Genomic DNA, 15,594 nt, shown 5'->3' with positions numbered 1-15,594 from the left:
GGGATACAGTCAGCGTGTAGGAAAATACGGAAGAGGCCAAGGGAACACTCTAAATTGGAAGAAACCAAATGCTTGGTTCAACAGGAGGGTAAGGAACATTCCCGTCGGTAGCACCTATTGGCATTGTCCCAAAGACATCGCAAGATCGTAAACACCTTTTAAAAATTTTCGTCCCGTTGGGACGGCTCCCGCGCCTTCGCTTGAGCTACGTTCACAACCGGTTCAAATTCATTTTTCAAGGAACAAAAAATAATAAGAGCAATTTCCAATTCATTAAAGAATTAGGAACTGCTCTTAGCATACAAGGAGGGAACATCCATGAGAAATCGAACAACGGTTATGGTGAGTATTGTTTTGGCGGTATTAGTCTCGTCGATCGATACCACGATTGCGAATACCACAATGCCGATTATTGTGAACGAAATTGGCGGCAATGACCTGTACGCATGGGCATTTACCTCATATATGGTTCTTTCTACCGTATTAGCTCCATTAGCAGGCAGATTATCTGACCTATTTGGGCGGAAACGGATTTTTGCAGCAGGCATACTGTTGTTTCTTTTCGGATCTGTGCTTTGCGGTCTATCCCAGAGCATGCTTCAGTTGATCCTGTTCAGAGCGATTCAAGGGATTGGCGCAGGGGTGATGATGCCTTTTCCTGCCATCATAGCGGGAGATATTTATCCAGTGGAGGAGCGAGGTAAAGTACAAGCGTATTTCACAGGGATGTGGGGGTTATCTGCGATATTAGCGCCTTTATTGGGAACGTTCTTCGTGAACTACTTGAGCTGGCGGTGGATTTTTTTCGTGAATATACCGGTATGTATCGTTGCACTTCTTGCCTTGCAGCCGTATAAGGAAGTGTATCAACCGAAGAAAGCAGTGGTCGATTATGGCGGGGCTATTTTGTTTGCCTGCGGAATATCCTTTTTACTGCTTACTACAGCAGTTGAGCATTATAGCTACATATATGGAGCGTTAGGGGGCATATTCATGATTACTTTCTTTTTATATGAGAGAAAGCATGCTGCGCCGATCGTTCCGTTAAATCTGCTGCAGAATCGTCCGGTGGCGATTATGATTGCAAGCTCGTTTCTCAGCTGTGCGGCGCTCTTTGGGACTTCCAGCTTCGTTCCTCTCTTCTTGCAAAATCAAGGCTACTCGTTGTTTGTCAGTGGAATTGCGCTTTTGAGTACATCGATTGGGTGGATGGCCGTTGCTGTACCATGCGGAAAATGGGTGGTTCGCTATGGATATAAACGTCTTTTAATTATAGGAAATGTGATACTCGTAATTACAGCGGCTTTGTTTTATTTTATACACAAGGGTTCTTCTTTCTGGTACACGTTTAGCGCACTAATGATGCTTGGTCTTGCGTATGGATTAATCTTCACCATAACAACAATCGGTTCACAGCAGCTGGTAGAAGCGCATCAGAAGGGCATTTCCACCTCGCTGCAGCTCTTTGCACGGAATATCGGGACAGCAGTCAGCGTAACGATTATGGGGGCAATCCTTACTAAATCCAGCGTCTTTTATACGGGAATTCACGACATGTTCGTGTTTGGACTTTTGGCAAGCTTACTTTCTTTGGCCATGCCGTTTGCTATTCGTTCAGCGTCCAATCTGAAAAGCCAGAAGACGGAGTAACCTCCGAATTCTGGCTTTTCTCATAAAGCGTTTGGACTAGCATTTGCATCATGGATAACATAACTAGTTTCAAATAGCTGGGCAGTAAGCGGAACAGAGAATAAATATCCTTGTATATGTTGACAACCAATTTTCTCCAGAAAAGTGAGCTGTTCTTGAGTTTCTACACCTACTGCAATGACATTCTTGTTTAAACTATATGACATGGCCATAATAGCTTCAATGATAGAAGATGCAGATATACTGGTGGAAATATCTTGAACGATCGATTTACCAATTTTCAAAGTATTGATAGGAGATTTCTGTAAATAGCTTAAGGAAGAGTAATCAGTTCCGAAATCATCGACAGCGATTTTAACTCCCTTGCGCTGTAAAGCATAAAGCCTTTCCATGCTGCTGTGGCTGTTATTCAACGATATGCTTTCGGTAATTTCGAGTTCTAAATACTGTGCTTCCAGCTCGTTTTGATGCAGAATATCGAGTATCATGGTCACCAAATCTTCTTGATGAAACTGGACAGCGGATAGATTGACTGCAATAGGTACAGGTTCCATACCCGCAGCTTGCCATTTTTTCATTTGTAGGCAGGCAGATTGTAAAACCCATTTTCCGATGGCAATAATTTGTCCGGATTCTTCTGCAACCGGAATAAATTCCTTTGGCGAGACACTGCCTAACTCATGGTTATCCCAACGCAGTAAAGCTTCGACACCGATTATTTTGCCGGAAGGAATATGGAATTTGGGCTGGTACATCAAGATGAGCTCATTATGTTCTATGGCTGTTCGGAGGGATTGTTCGCATGCACTTCTCCTCGAATAAAGGACACTCATTTCCTCTTCATAAAAATAATAATGGTTTCCTCCGCGTTCTTTGGCCATATACATGGCTTGATCGGCATTTTTCAGTAGAACCTCGGGATCTTCTCCATCGATCGGATACAAAGAGATACCAATACTGGTGGAAACAAAAACATTGCGCCCGTCGATTTGGAAAGGAGCTTCCAATTGTTGAATGATTCTTTCAGCTTGCACAGCAGCTGACTTCTGATTGCCTAGCGGGTACAAAATCACAAATTCATCGCCGCTTAGTCTAGAGACAATGCTTTGAGCAAACAAACTTTCCGAAAGCAATGCGGAGAACTTCTGCAAAACAAGATCTCCTAAGTGATGGCCTAAAGTATCGTTGATGAGCTTAAACCGATTTACATCAAGGAAAAGCAGAGCTAAGCTCTGATTATAATGTTTGGCGTTGTTTAACGCATCATGGAAAAGCTGATTGAACTGGTTGCGATTCGGCAACCCTGTCAGCAGATCAAAGTAGGCTAGTTGATGTACGATTTCCTCGGACTTCTTTCTCTCTGTCAGATCGCGGATACAAGCTGTATATACATGCTTTCCTTTATACGAAGAGCTCGTCATCGTTATTTCTGCGGGAAATACGCTGCCATCCGAACGATAGGCTTTCAATTCGATTCGCTTACCGATAATCGTTTCGTCTTTGGCCGTGAATAGCAGATTTAAGAAGGTTGTCTCTTGACCATCTTTTTCAAAAAGAAAATCGATTAACGTAAGACCTAAAGCTTCTTCGCGTTCGTAACCAAAAATCGCTTCAGCCGCAGGATTGAATGCAAGGATCTTTCCACTTGTATTAAACACCATGATACAATCGATAGCAGACTCTAGTAGGGTAGCTTTGAGTGCTGCTTTGTTATTAAAGGATATGTAAAGAGCAATGATTGAAATAATGATCACTAGCAGTATGAGGTAAATCGGATAATTATCTATCAGCGTAAGATGCATGAATCAACCTCATTTCGTATAAATAAAAAAGTCCATCCCGAATGAAAGGATGAACTCCTTGACTCGGTAACCTGTCGTCCATAGCATCCAAGTTAGGGATGCCTTAGGTCATGGCTTTGCGTCGCATTGTTTCCAATGGTTTGCTTTTAACGATCCATATATGTAGTTCAAAAGACACTAGTAAATGTTGTGAAGAGCTTAAATACCAGTTAATACGCCTCATTATAATTAGTTGAAAATGACGTGTCTATAGCGGTATTTGCATATAATTAGCGAATAATGTCGAATTCAACTAAGAATAATTTATAATGCTAATTTCTTAAATATTCTGTAGTTCTAGAGATGGATAGGTGAGTCACAATGAATAAATCAAGCCAAGTTCGAGGCATTATTTTTGATATGGATAATACGCTGCTGAGGTCGAGAATTAATTTCCAAATGATGAAAAAGCAAGTGGCAGACTTCCTTACCGAGAATGATCTATTACAGGTTGATTTTCCGATTCAAGAGCATACCACATCAACCATGATTGCGTATGTGAAAGCGAAGGGGATGCCTGAAGAGACCTATAAAGAAGTGATGAAAATGGTCGTTCATTATGAGCTAATAGGTATGGAGGGCGCAGGGCTGGAATCCCATGTTTCCGAGCTTCTAACGATGTTAAAGTCGCGTTATGTCCTGGTTATTGTGACAAATAATTCGTACAAGGCCGCAGTTCATGCGCTGGAAGAGACCGGAATTCATCCCTATTTTGATTTGATCATCGGAAGAGAGCAAATGGAAGCGATGAAACCCTCTCCATCCGGATACTTAGCCGCCAAGCAGCATTTTCCACAAATTCTTGAGCGCGAATGGATATCGGTCGGAGATTCGTGGATAGATGGCAGAGCATCCATAGATGCTGGAATCCCCTTTATTAGCTATGGGACCAACGATCACTTGATGAAGGAGAAGGGGATTACACCTATAGCGAATATTGACAGCTTGCTTAAGTTGTTAGATTATGTGTAGATAACGATTAATGAAAGTAGTGAATAAAGATGTTAGTAAATGTGAAATCCCGACTCAACGAAAATGACATACAAGAACTGCTTAGTTACAGTATTTTCCCTGATCCGGAGGCGCTTCAACCGGTTCTTGAGCGTTATGAAAATGATGCAAATCTTTGGCTGTTTGGGTATGAATCCGAAGGTATCATGGTGGGCATTATCGGCTTTGAACTGAATGATAATCAGGAGATGACCATCACTCATCTTGCCGTTGAACCGGAGAGCAGAGGGGTAGGCTTTGGCCGAGGGATCATCCTTGAAATTATTGAAGATATGCATCCGGTTCGAATCGTGGCAGAAACGGATGAAGAGTCGGTCCAATTTTATCGAAATATTGGGTTCGTCATCCGCAGCCTCGGGGAGAAGTATCCCGGTGTAGAACGTTTCCTATGTACGTATGAGGTGGAAGAAGCGGAAGAGGAGTAAGAGATTACTGGGTACGTTACATTAGCGGAAGTACGATTCGTTATTTTTGAAAAAAAACGTTAAAAATTGAAATCACGGAACATGAGGGCGTTGATATTTATTCCAAATTAGGCAATTTGGCAGCAAAATAACGAAATAGCGGATCGTCGTTCCCTCAAACTATATTAATCTCTTAAAAAAAAGGATCTAGTCGCTATTCGCGGCTCAGATCCTTTTTCGTGCTCTGGGCAACATCGAAAAGATTACCTTTAAGCGTTGGACTAAATTAAGTGTCATGTTAGAAAGCTTTTCGCATATATTGTGGTAGATTATTAACTTTTTAAAAATGAGTGAAAGCGATTTTGATTCGTCATTTTAAGTGACAAAATTCACAATGCTGACAAGCTCAGATCCATTTGTTGTCGAATGTGCAAGTAAGTTCCTAAGAAACAGGAGGGTGCAGAGATGCTGCATATTGTCGTTTGTATCAAGCAGGTACCTGACTCTAGAGAAATTCGCATTGACCCTAAAAATAATACGTTAATTCGTCAAGGTGTCCCCAGTATCGTGAACTTCTATGATATGCATGGGCTGGAAGAGGCGCTCCGTATTAAGGATGAGCAAGGTGCGAGGATTACAGTGGTAACGATGGGACCACCGCCTGCGGAGAAAGGCTTAAAGGAATGCATCTCCCTAGGGGCAGACGATGCCGTATTAGTGACGGATCGCGGTTTCGCGGGAGCAGATACACTGGCGACATCGTATGTTGTTGCCCGAACCATCCGCAAAATTGCTGAAACGTGGGGACCGGTGGATATCGTTTTTTGCGGCAAACAAACGCTGGACGGCGACACGGGGCAAGTTGGGCCTGGCGTCGCATGCCGATTGGATTTGGAACAGCTTACTTATGTCAACAAAGTCGTCAGTGTGGATGAAAAGCGGCGAAAAGTTCGTGTGCATCGGCTCTTGGAAGATGGCATTGAAGTTGTTGAGACAAGTATGCCGGTGCTGATCACGGCGCTGAAGGAACTGAACAAGGTGAGACGAGCATCGCTGCCTGGTATGATTCGGGCTGCGCGTTATAAGCCGACTGTTTGGACGACAGCTGATTTTCCGGATCTAGAAAAAGCGAAAATAGGGCTAAAAGGCTCACCAACGATCGTAGCCAAAACATGGGTGCCAGAGGTAAAAGCGGTTAAAACGCATATGATCGCGTTTGATTCGCCGGAAGCAGCCGCTGCTCAGCTAGCTGATCAGCTCATGACGAAGGAGATGCAGGCTTTGTTAGACTGGTCTTCGTGAAAGTAAAGCATGTGTACGACCCAAAAAACTTAGAATCACCGTTATGGGAATGGAGGAAATCACGATGACAAATGAACAATCACCGGACCAGCCTGAAGTATCGATGCCCGATTGGTCGGCTTATCGGGGGGTATTGATCGTTGTGGAGCAGCGAGATGGAGCTGCGAAGAAGGTCTCCTGGCAGCTGCTAGGCGAAGGCAAGAAGCTGGCAGCGAAGCTTGACGCGCCGCTCATGGCGCTCGTCATCGGCGAGAATGTGGGCCACCTCGCCGATGAAGCCGTGCATTACGGCGCGGACAGGGTGTTCTTATGCGAAGCCCCCGAGCTTCGCACCTACCGAACTCGGCCGTACAGCCGAGTCTGCTTGAAGCTGATCGAGGAAGCGAAGCCCGAGATCGTGCTGTTCGGCGCGACAGCGACGGGCCGCGACTTGGCAGGCGCGATAGCGACGCACCTGCCGACGGGGCTGACGGCCGACACGACGCAGCTCGACGTGGAGCCGCCGCCGTCCAGGCTGCTGCTGGCCAGCCGGCCGGCTTTTTCCGAGAAGATGATGGCCACCATCCTCTGTAAGCAGTACCGGCCGCAGATGGCGACGGCGCGCGCCGGGGTGTTTCAGGCGCTGCCGAAGGACGCGACGCGCCAAGGCGAAATCATCGCTATCTCCGCGGCGATGCGAGAGGAAGAAATCGCCGCGCAGGTGCTCGACTTCCTGCGCGAAACAGGCAAGCTCAATCTCGAGGATGCCGAGATTATCGTGGCAGGGGGCCGCGGGCTGGGCGGGCCCGATGCTTTCGGGATGCTCGGCGAGCTAGCGGATGCGCTCGGCGGCGTCGTTGGCGCGTCGCGTGCCGCGGTCGACGCGGGATGGATCGGGCATGAGCACCAGGTTGGTCAAACTGGTGCCACAGTCAGGCCGAAGCTATACTTCGCCATCGGCATTTCCGGCGCTGTTCAGCATACCGTAGGCATGAGTCATGCGGATGTCGTTGTGGCGATTAACAAAGACGAAAAGGCGCCAATCTTCCAATTCGCTCATTACGGCATCGTAGGCGATATGTTCAAAATTGTTCCTGCCATTACGAATGAGATAAGGAAGCGTCGAACTTTATTTGGCATTCAACTAGCAAGTACTGAAAGCTCCTTGCCGTCCGACGATTCGAAGACAGGGGTTAACGTGGTCCTTGAGAGGAGTGAAGCCAAGTGAACGAGAAATTTGACGCGATAGTTGTTGGCGGCGGTCCGGCGGGCGCAGCAGCTGCTTTGACGATGGCACGAGCAGGATTATCCGTTGTTTTGTTGGAGAGGGGCGAGTTCCCTGGAGCCAAAAACATTTTCGGAGGCGTCCTATACCGTAAACAAATCGAAGAACTGGTTCCCGAATTTTGGAAAGAAAAAAACTTTCCTATGGAACGTTACATTGTGGAGCAGCGCATCTGGATGATGGGCAAAGAATCCATGGTCACCTTCGGGCACCGCAATGAGGCTTATAAGGAGCCTTACAATTGCTTTACTGGACTGCGGGTTAAGTTCGATCAGTGGTTCGCCGACAAAGCCGTTGCCGCTGGGGCGATCCCTATTTACGAAACCGTTGCACTCGATGTGATTCGCGAAGGCAATAGGATCGTCGGTGTTCGTACCGATCGAGATGACGGCGATTTGTACGCCGATGTTGTTGTCATTGCCGATGGTGTGAACTCCTTGCTCGGCAAAGCAATGGGCATTCACAAAGAATGGATGCCGGACGAAGTTTCGTTGGCTGTGAAAGAGGTCATTGCACTACCTAGGGAGAAAATCGAGGATCGATTCGGACTCGAAGGTGACGAAGGCGTTACGATTGAGTTTATGGGCGAGACCTCGCTAGGAATGGCGGGCATGGGTTTTCTATACACGAATAAAGAAACCATTTCACTAGGCGTAGGCGTTATGGTTAATCATTTGCGGGACAAAAAGGTGAAGCCTTATGCGGTTCTCGATGCAGTAAAGCAGCACCCTATGATTCGGAAATTGATTCAAGGGGGAGAAACGAAGGAGTACTCCGGGCATTTGATCCCTGAGGGTGGCTTTCACTCGATCCCGCCGTTGTCGGGAGATGGCTGGTGCGTCTGCGGGGATGCCGCGCAGTTAATCAACTTTGTGCACCGCGAAGGAACGAATTTAGCCATGACCTCTGGTCGGCTGGCCGGTGAGGCGATTGTCGAGGCCAAAGCGCAAAGCGATTTTTCAGCTGCTACACTCAAAGCCTATGACCAAAAGATCCGTGAATCTTTTGTCCATAAAGACTTACAGAAATACAAAGGCATGCATCAATTCCTCAAGGAGCAGGATCCAGAGTTATTGTTCGACAAGCTGCCCAGAGCGCTGAATGAAGCGGCTTACAACATGTTCCTCGTGGATGGGATTACCAAAGCGGATAAGCAAAAAATGGCCATGAAGCTCATCAAAAATGCCGCAGGCGGTACTGTAAATCTGATGAAGCTGGGCTACAAGGGATGGAGGGCGATGAACGGATGAGTCAAAGTGACATTTCAGATAAGCTATTTACCATTCGTTATAAATGCGACGATAAGTCGCACCTCGTTATCAAGGATACACAAACCTGTTTAAATTGTGTAACGAAAGATTGTAATTATTTTTGTCCCTCGGACGTTTATGAATGGGAAAAGAAACTCAAAATTACAACCGTTGCTTTTGAGAATTGTATCGAATGCGGGACCTGCCGTATTGCGTGTCCATCCTACAATATTGATTGGGTTTACCCCAAAGGCGGCTATGGCATGACTTATAAATTTGGCTAAAAACGAAAAATACGAAACGGAGCTAGGGCTATTTGGAGCCTTAGCTCCTATTTCTATGTATCCAAAAACTACATTCCTCCATATGTAGGTGTTAATCCTCCATAGTTTTGTTTACGAAGGGATACGATAATAAGAGGTAGGAGGGATATTATGCGAATTACATTTGAACCAACACAAGGACTATTCCATTTACAAAACAAGCAAATGAGCTATGTTATTCAACTAATCAATTCCGCTTACCCAGCTCACGTTTACTGGGGACGCCCTATCCGATCAGGTCAATTGGCTTCGATCCTGCAATTTCAGGAGAGATGTTCATTCTCACCCAATCCTGTTCCTGAGGATCGCAGCATTTCTTTCGATACATTACCTCAGGAGTACCCGGCATACGGAACAAGCGATTATCGGGAGCCAGCTTATCAAGTTGCTCTTCCGGATGGATCAACAATTTCTGAGCTCATCTATGACAAGCATCGAATCTACCAAGGAAAACCCGTGCTCGAAGGGCTTCCTGCGACATATGCAGAGCGAGACGATGAAGCGGAAACCTTGGAGCTGGAACTCGTTGATTCTGTGATTGGCTTACGCGTCATTCTTGCTTATACGATTTTCGAGCAGCATGCAGCGCTGACTAGATCGGTACGATTCGTAAATGAAGGATCAGGGGATCTAAAGCTGCTTAGAGCACTTAGTATGAGCGTTGATTATCCGCATAGTGATTTTGATCTTTTACAGCTTTCAGGTAGCTGGGTTAGAGAACGACATATCGAGAGAAGACCTTTAGCACCTGGAAAATTAACCGTAGAAAGTCGCCGCGGATCGAGTAGCCATCAGCATAATCCTTTTGTTGCACTGCTATCCAAGGACGCAAATGAAGATCATGGCGATGTGTATGGTTTCAGCCTTGTTTATAGCGGCAATTTTGCTGCCCATGCAGAGGTTGAGCCGTATGGTTCTGCACGTGTATCTATGGGGATTAATCCATTTGATTTTGGCTGGCTGCTGGAGCCGGGACAACATTTTCAAACGCCTGAAGCCGTAATGGTTTATTCAAACGCTGGTCTAGGGGACATGTCAAGAACGTATCACAAGCTTTACCGTACTCGGCTTTGCCGCGGTGAATTCCGTGATCGGACAAGACCAGTGCTCGTGAATAACTGGGAAGCAACGTATTTTCAATTTAATGCGGATAAAATAGAAAGCATCGCCAGCGCCGGCAAAGAGTTAGGTATCGAATTATTCGTTCTTGACGATGGTTGGTTCGGCAAAAGAGACAGTGATAACAGCTCCTTGGGAGATTGGGTCGTTGATAAAGCCAAACTACCTGGTGGACTGGAGGACCTCGTCTCCAGAGTCAAGGGGATGGGACTTGAGTTTGGACTGTGGTTTGAACCGGAAATGGTTTCCCCAGACAGTGACTTATACCGAAAACACCCAGACTGGTGCCTGCATGTACCGAATCGTAGACGTACGGAAGGTCGTCAGCAGTTAATACTGGATTTTTCACGTGCAGATGTTTGTGTTGCGATCACGAACATGATCCGTGATATCCTAAGCAGCGCGCCGATCACTTATGTCAAATGGGACATGAACCGTAATATGACAGAAATTGGTTCTGCTGCGCTGCCTCCAGAAAGGCAACGAGAAACTGCTCATCGCTACATGCTTGGGTTGTACAGCGTACTAGAAACATTGACGACCGAGTTCCCGCATATCTTGTTTGAGAGCTGCTCTGGTGGCGGTGGTCGGTTTGACCCAGGCATGCTGTATTATATGCCGCAAACGTGGACAAGCGATAACACTGATGCGATCTCCCGTTTGAAAATTCAGTATGGCACGAGCATCGTTTATCCTGTTAGTACGATGGGAGCTCACGTTTCCGCCGTACCTAATCACCAAGTTCACCGTGAAACTTCGTTGGAAATGCGCGGCAATGTTGCGATGTCCGGCAATTTTGGATACGAGCTTGACCTAACCCGGTTCACTGACGAGGAGAAAGAAATCGTCAAAAAGCAAATTGCCGATTATAAACATATTCGGCCGCTTATCCAATTCGGCGACATGTACCGCTTACTCAGTCCATTCGAAGGTAATGAAACGGCTTGGATGATCGTTTCCGAAGATAAAACCCAAGCTATGGTCGCTTACTTCCGAGTGCTCGCCGAACCAAATGCGCCGCTCAAAACGCTGCGGCTCAAAGGTCTCAACCCATCCTTCGATTACCAAATCGCAGGCTTGCAAGGTGCGTACCCCGGCGATCATCTTCTCTACGCCGGACTGCCAGTCTCCGGTCTCCATGGAGACTTCCAAAGTAAAATCTGGCTGCTCGAGCATAAGCCGTTATAGACCGTTCAAAAACGCTGACTTCTTCACTGAGGTCAGCGTTTTTTGTATTTGTTCTGAGCCAGAGGTATCTATGAACACTATCCCTTTAGCTCAGATAGTTGGAACTCTATGATGGTCCTGAACCACTATCCCCAAGACTCAGTTTGATGTGAATTCCAGGGATAGCCCCGATTATTCTCAAGAAGTGCACAGGGAATACCATGAGAAAGTCCTGACCTTACTACACCTTGGACTCAAAGCTTTTAAGTAGACTTGTAGATATCACAGAATGGCTTGTTTGAAAAAGTAGAAGGGGGTGGAGCGCCAATGAAAAATATATGAAGGCTTCATATTTGTTTTGGATTACGATAAGATAAGGACATACATAATTTCAATTTTTTTATCACGAAGGGAGATTCATTCGATATGCTGCAGCGACCTGATAGTGAAGAATACTCGCCATATTTTACTGGTTATATTAATCAAGTTCCGGAAGGCGATTATCTGTCCATTTTACACAGCCAATTAGACGCTATTGTCGATTTGTTTTCGCCGATTAATAATGAGCAAGGGCTTTATCGATATGAGCCAGGGAAGTGGAGCTTGAAGGAAGTCTTGGGGCATATAACGGATACGGAGCGGATTATGAGTTATCGGATGCTGCGTATTGCTCGCGGAGATACAACGAATTTACCAGGATTTGATCAGGATTTATACATCACCAATACTTCTTTCGACGAGCTGTCGATGGAGGATTTGTTAAATGACTTTAAAGCCGTACGACAAGCTACATTTACACTGCTAAAAACCATTTCAGAAGCAGCCTGGTTGCGTAAAGGGATCGCTAATAACAATGAAATCTCTGCACGCGCGCTTGCTTTTGTGATAGCCGGTCATGCTCAGCATCATCTTGGCGTCATCCAACAAAAATACAATGACTAAAAAAACGAGAAGTCCTCAGGACTTCTCGTTTTTTTAGTATAGGGATAATGCAAGGGAGTCGCGCTCATTAAAGGAATGGAGAATCGCTTCACAACCTACGATCTCAATACTAATGATAGAGTCTAAACATTTCTTAATCGTTGCTCTTCCTTTGGTCACTTTCGCTTCAAGGGCGGATTTCAATAAATTGAATTTCTTTTTATTTTTCTCATCTGAGTAGACTGGCACGGGTTTGTTGTGAATTGTAATAAACATTTTCATCATTTTTCACCATCCTAGGAATTGGATATAAGATTAGCATATATGAATATTATTAAATTAACCTTAAAATAGTTTTACAATTTTGAAACAAAACCAAATATTTCTATGTATTTCTACTTCTCATAAGAATATACGTATGAGAGAGAAGAATTGTTTCATTCTTAGATCGTATTTCTTGAAAAATTTGTGAAATCGATGATTTTAATTTTGCTGAGCGTTTTGGCGAAACAGCTTAGGGGATGTCCCAAATCTGTGTTTAAATGCTCGGTGAAAGTAAGGATAGCTGCCAAAACCGCAGCTTAGAGCAATTTGCTCCAGGGACATTGAACTATCATGCATGCGTTCAACTGCACTGGCTAGGCGCACTTCAAGGGCATATTGGATCATGGTTTTGCCGAAGCATTCTTTGAACAAATGAACCGCGCGGGAGACGCTGAGACCAACATGGTTGGCAACATCATCTACTTTAAAAGTAGCAGTAGCTTGTGCTTCTATGAACCTCTTCATACGTGTAGCAGTAAATGGACGACCTTGTAAGGAGACTGTTTCTGTTGCAGCACGCTCTACATACAGGCAAAGTGCTTGAAGCAAATATCCGCTAAGCTCGTGGTTTTCTTCTTCCATTCTTCGCTTCTCAAGAATAAGTTGCCGCCAAAGCGAGATTATCCGAGCATCTAAGTCGATCCGTGTACAAGTTTGTTTGAGGCTGCGTTTCCACCAGGCATCGATCCAAGCGCCTTTACAGAATACATAATAGTCGCCACTAGCTATTTTACTGCCTGGTTGATCCAACTCGTGTTCGATACGAAGTTCATAAGGGTCCCCCGGTTGAAAAAGGAGTAAATGACCTGCTTCCACGCGCAGCATATGGCCATCCACTAGAACCTCGGAAGTGCCTTCTGTTTGTAAACGGAAAAGATAAGAATTGAGACCTGATTTGGTGCTCACATTAAACGGTTCCATGTGAAAAGAATAGCCGCAGGTTAAGACCTCAGTTTCCATTGTATTCACCTTTCATAGCCAAATAGGAGATGTTTTGATTATATCGTGAATGGTCATATAAGGCTATGATCCATTATACTAATTCTATCGTGAATTATTTATCAAAATATGGATGATAAGAAAAGAGGAGAACAAATGGGACGTTTAGGAATTGGACTGCAATTGTATACCTTAAGAGATGATATGGAGAAAGATATGGAAGGCACACTTCGTCATGTAGCGAAGTTAGGATATGAAGGCGTTGAATTTGCTGGGTATTATGGAAAGCCTGCAGATGAGCTCAAGCAGCTATTGGATGAGCTGGGTTTGAAGGCATTTGGCAGCCACGTGAGTTTAGAGAGATTTCGTAAAGATCTGCAAGGGGAACTTGATTACCTAAAAACAATCGGTGCAAAGTATGCGATTTGCCCATATGTTGGTGCTGAAGAGCGGGAGTCAGCAGATCAATGGAAAGCGTTGATTGCTGAATGCCAAGCGATTGCCGTAGAAACGAATAAACAAGGTTTACAATTCCTTTATCACAATCATGATTTCGAATTTCATTATAAAGTGGATGACGAGTTCGTCTTTGATGCCATGTTTGCCAAAACAGGTGAAGATGCAATTAACGTAGAGATGGACGTTTGTTGGGTTCAATTCGCTGGTCAAGATCCACTTGCCTACATAGCCAAATATGCGGGTCGATTACCGCTGCTTCATTTCAAAGATTTCACGAAAGATGCAGAAGGTAAACTAGTAACACTAGAGCTGGGCTTAGGCGATGTTCCTTTGGAAAAAGTGATTAAAGCGGCTGATCAAGCTGGCGTGGAATGGTTAGTAGTTGAGCAGGATCACTGCCAAAAGCCTCCACTTACAAGTGTGGAGAACAGTTTGAACTGGGTAAAAGAGCATTACACAAATGTTCATAACTAACCTTTAAAAGGAGCATTCATAAACATGAGCAAAATTAAAGTGGCCGTAGTAGGTTGCGGCTCTATCGCTAAACATAGACACATCCCGGAATATGCTTGGAATTCAAATGTTGAACTCGTCGCATTCGTTGATCCTGTTCTGGAGAGAGCGGAGCACTATGCGAAGCTGCACGGCGGCAAAGCATACAGCAGCTATACTGAAATGTTGAAGCAGGAGAAAGTGGACGCGGTTAGTGTTTGCACACCTAACTTCCTCCATGCTGAAGTATCCATTGCCGCTGCTAATGCAGGTGCTCACGTACTGGTTGAGAAGCCAATGGCTTCAACGGCAGAAGAAGCAGAAGCAATGATTGAAGCGGCAAAGAAAAATGGCGTGTTTTTGATGGTTGGTCACAACCAACGACTGATGCCTCCACATGTCAAAGCCAAAGAAATTTTGAATTCCGGCAAATTAGGGAAAGTGCTGACATTCCGTACATCTTTCGGACATCCTGGTCCGGAAGGGTGGAGCGTGGACGGACGCGAAAGTTGGTTCTTCCGCAAAGAAGAAGCAACAATGGGCGCGATGGGCGATCTTGGCGTACACAAATCAGATTTAATTCGTTGGTTGCTTGCTGATGAGGTTGCACAAGTGGCTGCTTTCGTCGGTACCCTGCATAAAGAAGGTACTGATGTTGACGATAACGCGACTTGCTTGCTTCGCATGAAAAGCGGTGCTACTGGCTCATTAGTTGCTAGCTGGACATATTATAAAGGTCAAGACAACTCAACTGTGTTATGGTGCGAGAATGGTGTTATCAAAATTGATACCGATCCGAATGACCAAGTCATCGTTGAGCTTCGTGATGGTACGGTTGAACGTTATAAAGTCGGACAAATCGCAACGAATGAGAAACAAACGCACAGCGGTGTTATCGACGAGTTCGTAACGAGTATAGTGGAGGGCCAAAAGCCGCGTATCTCCGGCGAAGAGGGGCTTCGCTCCTTGCAAGTCATCCTAGCAGCCTTCGAATCCGAAGCAACAGGAAAAATGATCTCCCTGTAATCATACGATATTGAAAAGCTCATCCATTCGTGGATTGAGCTTTTTTTCTTATGAGAGACTGAAGTCCTTTTTCATTTAAAATTTTCCATACAGAAAAGCCCC

General features: G+C 45.2%; 14 protein-coding genes and 1 riboswitch. Of the genes, 11 read left to right on the top strand and 3 right to left on the bottom strand.

Features of this window, described 5'->3' with window-relative positions; translation table 11 throughout:
• Nucleotides 1-318 precede the first annotated feature (318 nt).
• Nucleotides 319-1,650 carry an MDR family MFS transporter gene (locus tag G519_RS0131540; protein WP_029198049.1) on the top strand — a complete coding sequence of 444 codons (1,332 nt, stop codon included), beginning with the start codon at nucleotides 319-321 and terminating at the stop codon, nucleotides 1,648-1,650.
• 20 nt (nucleotides 1,651-1,670) lie between these two features.
• Here G519_RS0131540 and G519_RS45455 read toward each other — a convergent pair whose 3' ends face one another.
• Nucleotides 1,671-3,452 carry a putative bifunctional diguanylate cyclase/phosphodiesterase gene (locus G519_RS45455; RefSeq protein ID WP_051253855.1) on the bottom strand — a complete coding sequence of 594 codons (1,782 nt, stop codon included), beginning with the start codon at nucleotides 3,450-3,452 and terminating at the stop codon, nucleotides 1,671-1,673.
• Between the two features lie 62 nt (nucleotides 3,453-3,514).
• Nucleotides 3,515-3,607, bottom strand: a riboswitch (cyclic di-GMP riboswitch).
• Nucleotides 3,608-3,812: 205 nt separating this feature from the next.
• On the opposite strand from G519_RS45455, the gene G519_RS0131530 reads away from it, so the two are divergent.
• The 8 genes from G519_RS0131530 to G519_RS0131490 all read left to right on the top strand — a co-directional run bounded on the left by G519_RS0131530 (nucleotide 3,813) and on the right by G519_RS0131490 (nucleotide 12,273).
• Nucleotides 3,813-4,463, top strand: coding sequence for an HAD family hydrolase (locus G519_RS0131530; protein ID WP_029198048.1), 651 nt, complete (start codon nucleotides 3,813-3,815; stop codon nucleotides 4,461-4,463).
• Between the two features lie 29 nt (nucleotides 4,464-4,492).
• Complete coding sequence (locus G519_RS0131525) at nucleotides 4,493-4,927, top strand: GNAT family N-acetyltransferase (protein WP_029198047.1); 435 nt, start codon at nucleotides 4,493-4,495, stop codon at nucleotides 4,925-4,927.
• A gap of 444 nt (nucleotides 4,928-5,371) precedes the next feature.
• Nucleotides 5,372-6,208, top strand: coding sequence for an electron transfer flavoprotein subunit beta/FixA family protein (locus G519_RS0131520; protein WP_029198046.1), 837 nt, complete (start codon nucleotides 5,372-5,374; stop codon nucleotides 6,206-6,208).
• 64 nt (nucleotides 6,209-6,272) lie between these two features.
• Nucleotides 6,273-7,415: an electron transfer flavoprotein subunit alpha/FixB family protein gene (locus tag G519_RS45450; RefSeq protein ID WP_084160430.1), complete on the top strand. Its 1,143-nt coding sequence runs from the start codon at nucleotides 6,273-6,275 to the stop codon at nucleotides 7,413-7,415.
• On the top strand, nucleotides 7,412-8,722 hold the full coding sequence (locus G519_RS0131510) for an FAD-dependent oxidoreductase (RefSeq protein WP_029198045.1): 1,311 nt from the start codon (nucleotides 7,412-7,414) through the stop codon (nucleotides 8,720-8,722). Before G519_RS45450 ends, G519_RS0131510 begins: the two co-directional genes overlap by 4 nt.
• Nucleotides 8,719-9,006: a ferredoxin family protein gene (locus G519_RS0131505; protein ID WP_036634482.1), complete on the top strand. Its 288-nt coding sequence runs from the start codon at nucleotides 8,719-8,721 to the stop codon at nucleotides 9,004-9,006. Before G519_RS0131510 ends, G519_RS0131505 begins: the two co-directional genes overlap by 4 nt.
• A 150-nt stretch (nucleotides 9,007-9,156) precedes the next feature.
• Entirely contained in the window at nucleotides 9,157-11,352 is a 2,196-nt protein-coding gene (locus G519_RS0131500) for an alpha-galactosidase (RefSeq protein ID WP_029198043.1), read from the top strand.
• Between the two features lie 405 nt (nucleotides 11,353-11,757).
• A complete protein-coding gene (locus tag G519_RS0131490) occupies nucleotides 11,758-12,273 on the top strand; it encodes a DinB family protein (RefSeq protein ID WP_029198042.1) in 516 nt (171 codons plus the stop codon).
• Nucleotides 12,274-12,306: 33 nt separating this feature from the next.
• On the opposite strand, the gene G519_RS0131485 is transcribed toward G519_RS0131490, so the two are convergent.
• Both G519_RS0131485 and G519_RS0131480 read right to left on the bottom strand, forming a co-directional pair.
• Entirely contained in the window at nucleotides 12,307-12,534 is a 228-nt protein-coding gene (locus tag G519_RS0131485) for a hypothetical protein (protein ID WP_029198041.1), read from the bottom strand.
• A 201-nt stretch (nucleotides 12,535-12,735) separates the two neighbouring features.
• Nucleotides 12,736-13,536, bottom strand: a complete 801-nt coding sequence (locus G519_RS0131480; RefSeq protein WP_029198040.1) for an AraC family transcriptional regulator — start codon at nucleotides 13,534-13,536, stop codon at nucleotides 12,736-12,738.
• Nucleotides 13,537-13,671: 135 nt separating this feature from the next.
• Between G519_RS0131480 and G519_RS0131475 the strand changes: the two genes are divergently transcribed.
• Nucleotides 13,672-14,448 (top strand): sugar phosphate isomerase/epimerase family protein, encoded by a 777-nt coding sequence (locus tag G519_RS0131475; RefSeq protein WP_029198039.1) that lies wholly within the window; start codon nucleotides 13,672-13,674, stop codon nucleotides 14,446-14,448.
• 24 nt (nucleotides 14,449-14,472) lie between these two features.
• Nucleotides 14,473-15,492 (top strand): Gfo/Idh/MocA family protein, encoded by a 1,020-nt coding sequence (locus G519_RS0131470; RefSeq protein WP_029198038.1) that lies wholly within the window; start codon nucleotides 14,473-14,475, stop codon nucleotides 15,490-15,492.
• The last annotated feature ends 102 nt before the right edge of the window (nucleotides 15,493-15,594 follow it).

The sequence above is a fragment of the Paenibacillus alginolyticus DSM 5050 = NBRC 15375 genome (assembly GCF_000422905.1).
Taxonomy (GTDB): Bacteria; Bacillota; Bacilli; order Paenibacillales; family NBRC-103111; genus Paenibacillus_E; species Paenibacillus_E alginolyticus.
This window is presented reverse-complemented; position numbering and strand designations above follow the sequence as displayed.

Coding starts and splice junctions, on each gene's coding strand:
- G519_RS45450 (WP_084160430.1), top strand. CDS start 6,273: ATGACAAATGAACAATCACCGGACCAGCCTGAAGTATCGATGCCCGAT.
- G519_RS0131485 (WP_029198041.1), bottom strand. CDS start 12,534: ATGAAAATGTTTATTACAATTCACAACAAACCCGTGCCAGTCTACTCA.
- G519_RS0131470 (WP_029198038.1), top strand. CDS start 14,473: ATGAGCAAAATTAAAGTGGCCGTAGTAGGTTGCGGCTCTATCGCTAAA.
- G519_RS0131520 (WP_029198046.1), top strand. CDS start 5,372: ATGCTGCATATTGTCGTTTGTATCAAGCAGGTACCTGACTCTAGAGAA.
- G519_RS0131475 (WP_029198039.1), top strand. CDS start 13,672: ATGGGACGTTTAGGAATTGGACTGCAATTGTATACCTTAAGAGATGAT.
- G519_RS0131490 (WP_029198042.1), top strand. CDS start 11,758: ATGCTGCAGCGACCTGATAGTGAAGAATACTCGCCATATTTTACTGGT.
- G519_RS0131505 (WP_036634482.1), top strand. CDS start 8,719: ATGAGTCAAAGTGACATTTCAGATAAGCTATTTACCATTCGTTATAAA.
- G519_RS45455 (WP_051253855.1), bottom strand. CDS start 3,452: ATGCATCTTACGCTGATAGATAATTATCCGATTTACCTCATACTGCTA.
- G519_RS0131500 (WP_029198043.1), top strand. CDS start 9,157: ATGCGAATTACATTTGAACCAACACAAGGACTATTCCATTTACAAAAC.
- G519_RS0131540 (WP_029198049.1), top strand. CDS start 319: ATGAGAAATCGAACAACGGTTATGGTGAGTATTGTTTTGGCGGTATTA.
- G519_RS0131480 (WP_029198040.1), bottom strand. CDS start 13,536: ATGGAAACTGAGGTCTTAACCTGCGGCTATTCTTTTCACATGGAACCG.
- G519_RS0131530 (WP_029198048.1), top strand. CDS start 3,813: ATGAATAAATCAAGCCAAGTTCGAGGCATTATTTTTGATATGGATAAT.
- G519_RS0131525 (WP_029198047.1), top strand. CDS start 4,493: ATGTTAGTAAATGTGAAATCCCGACTCAACGAAAATGACATACAAGAA.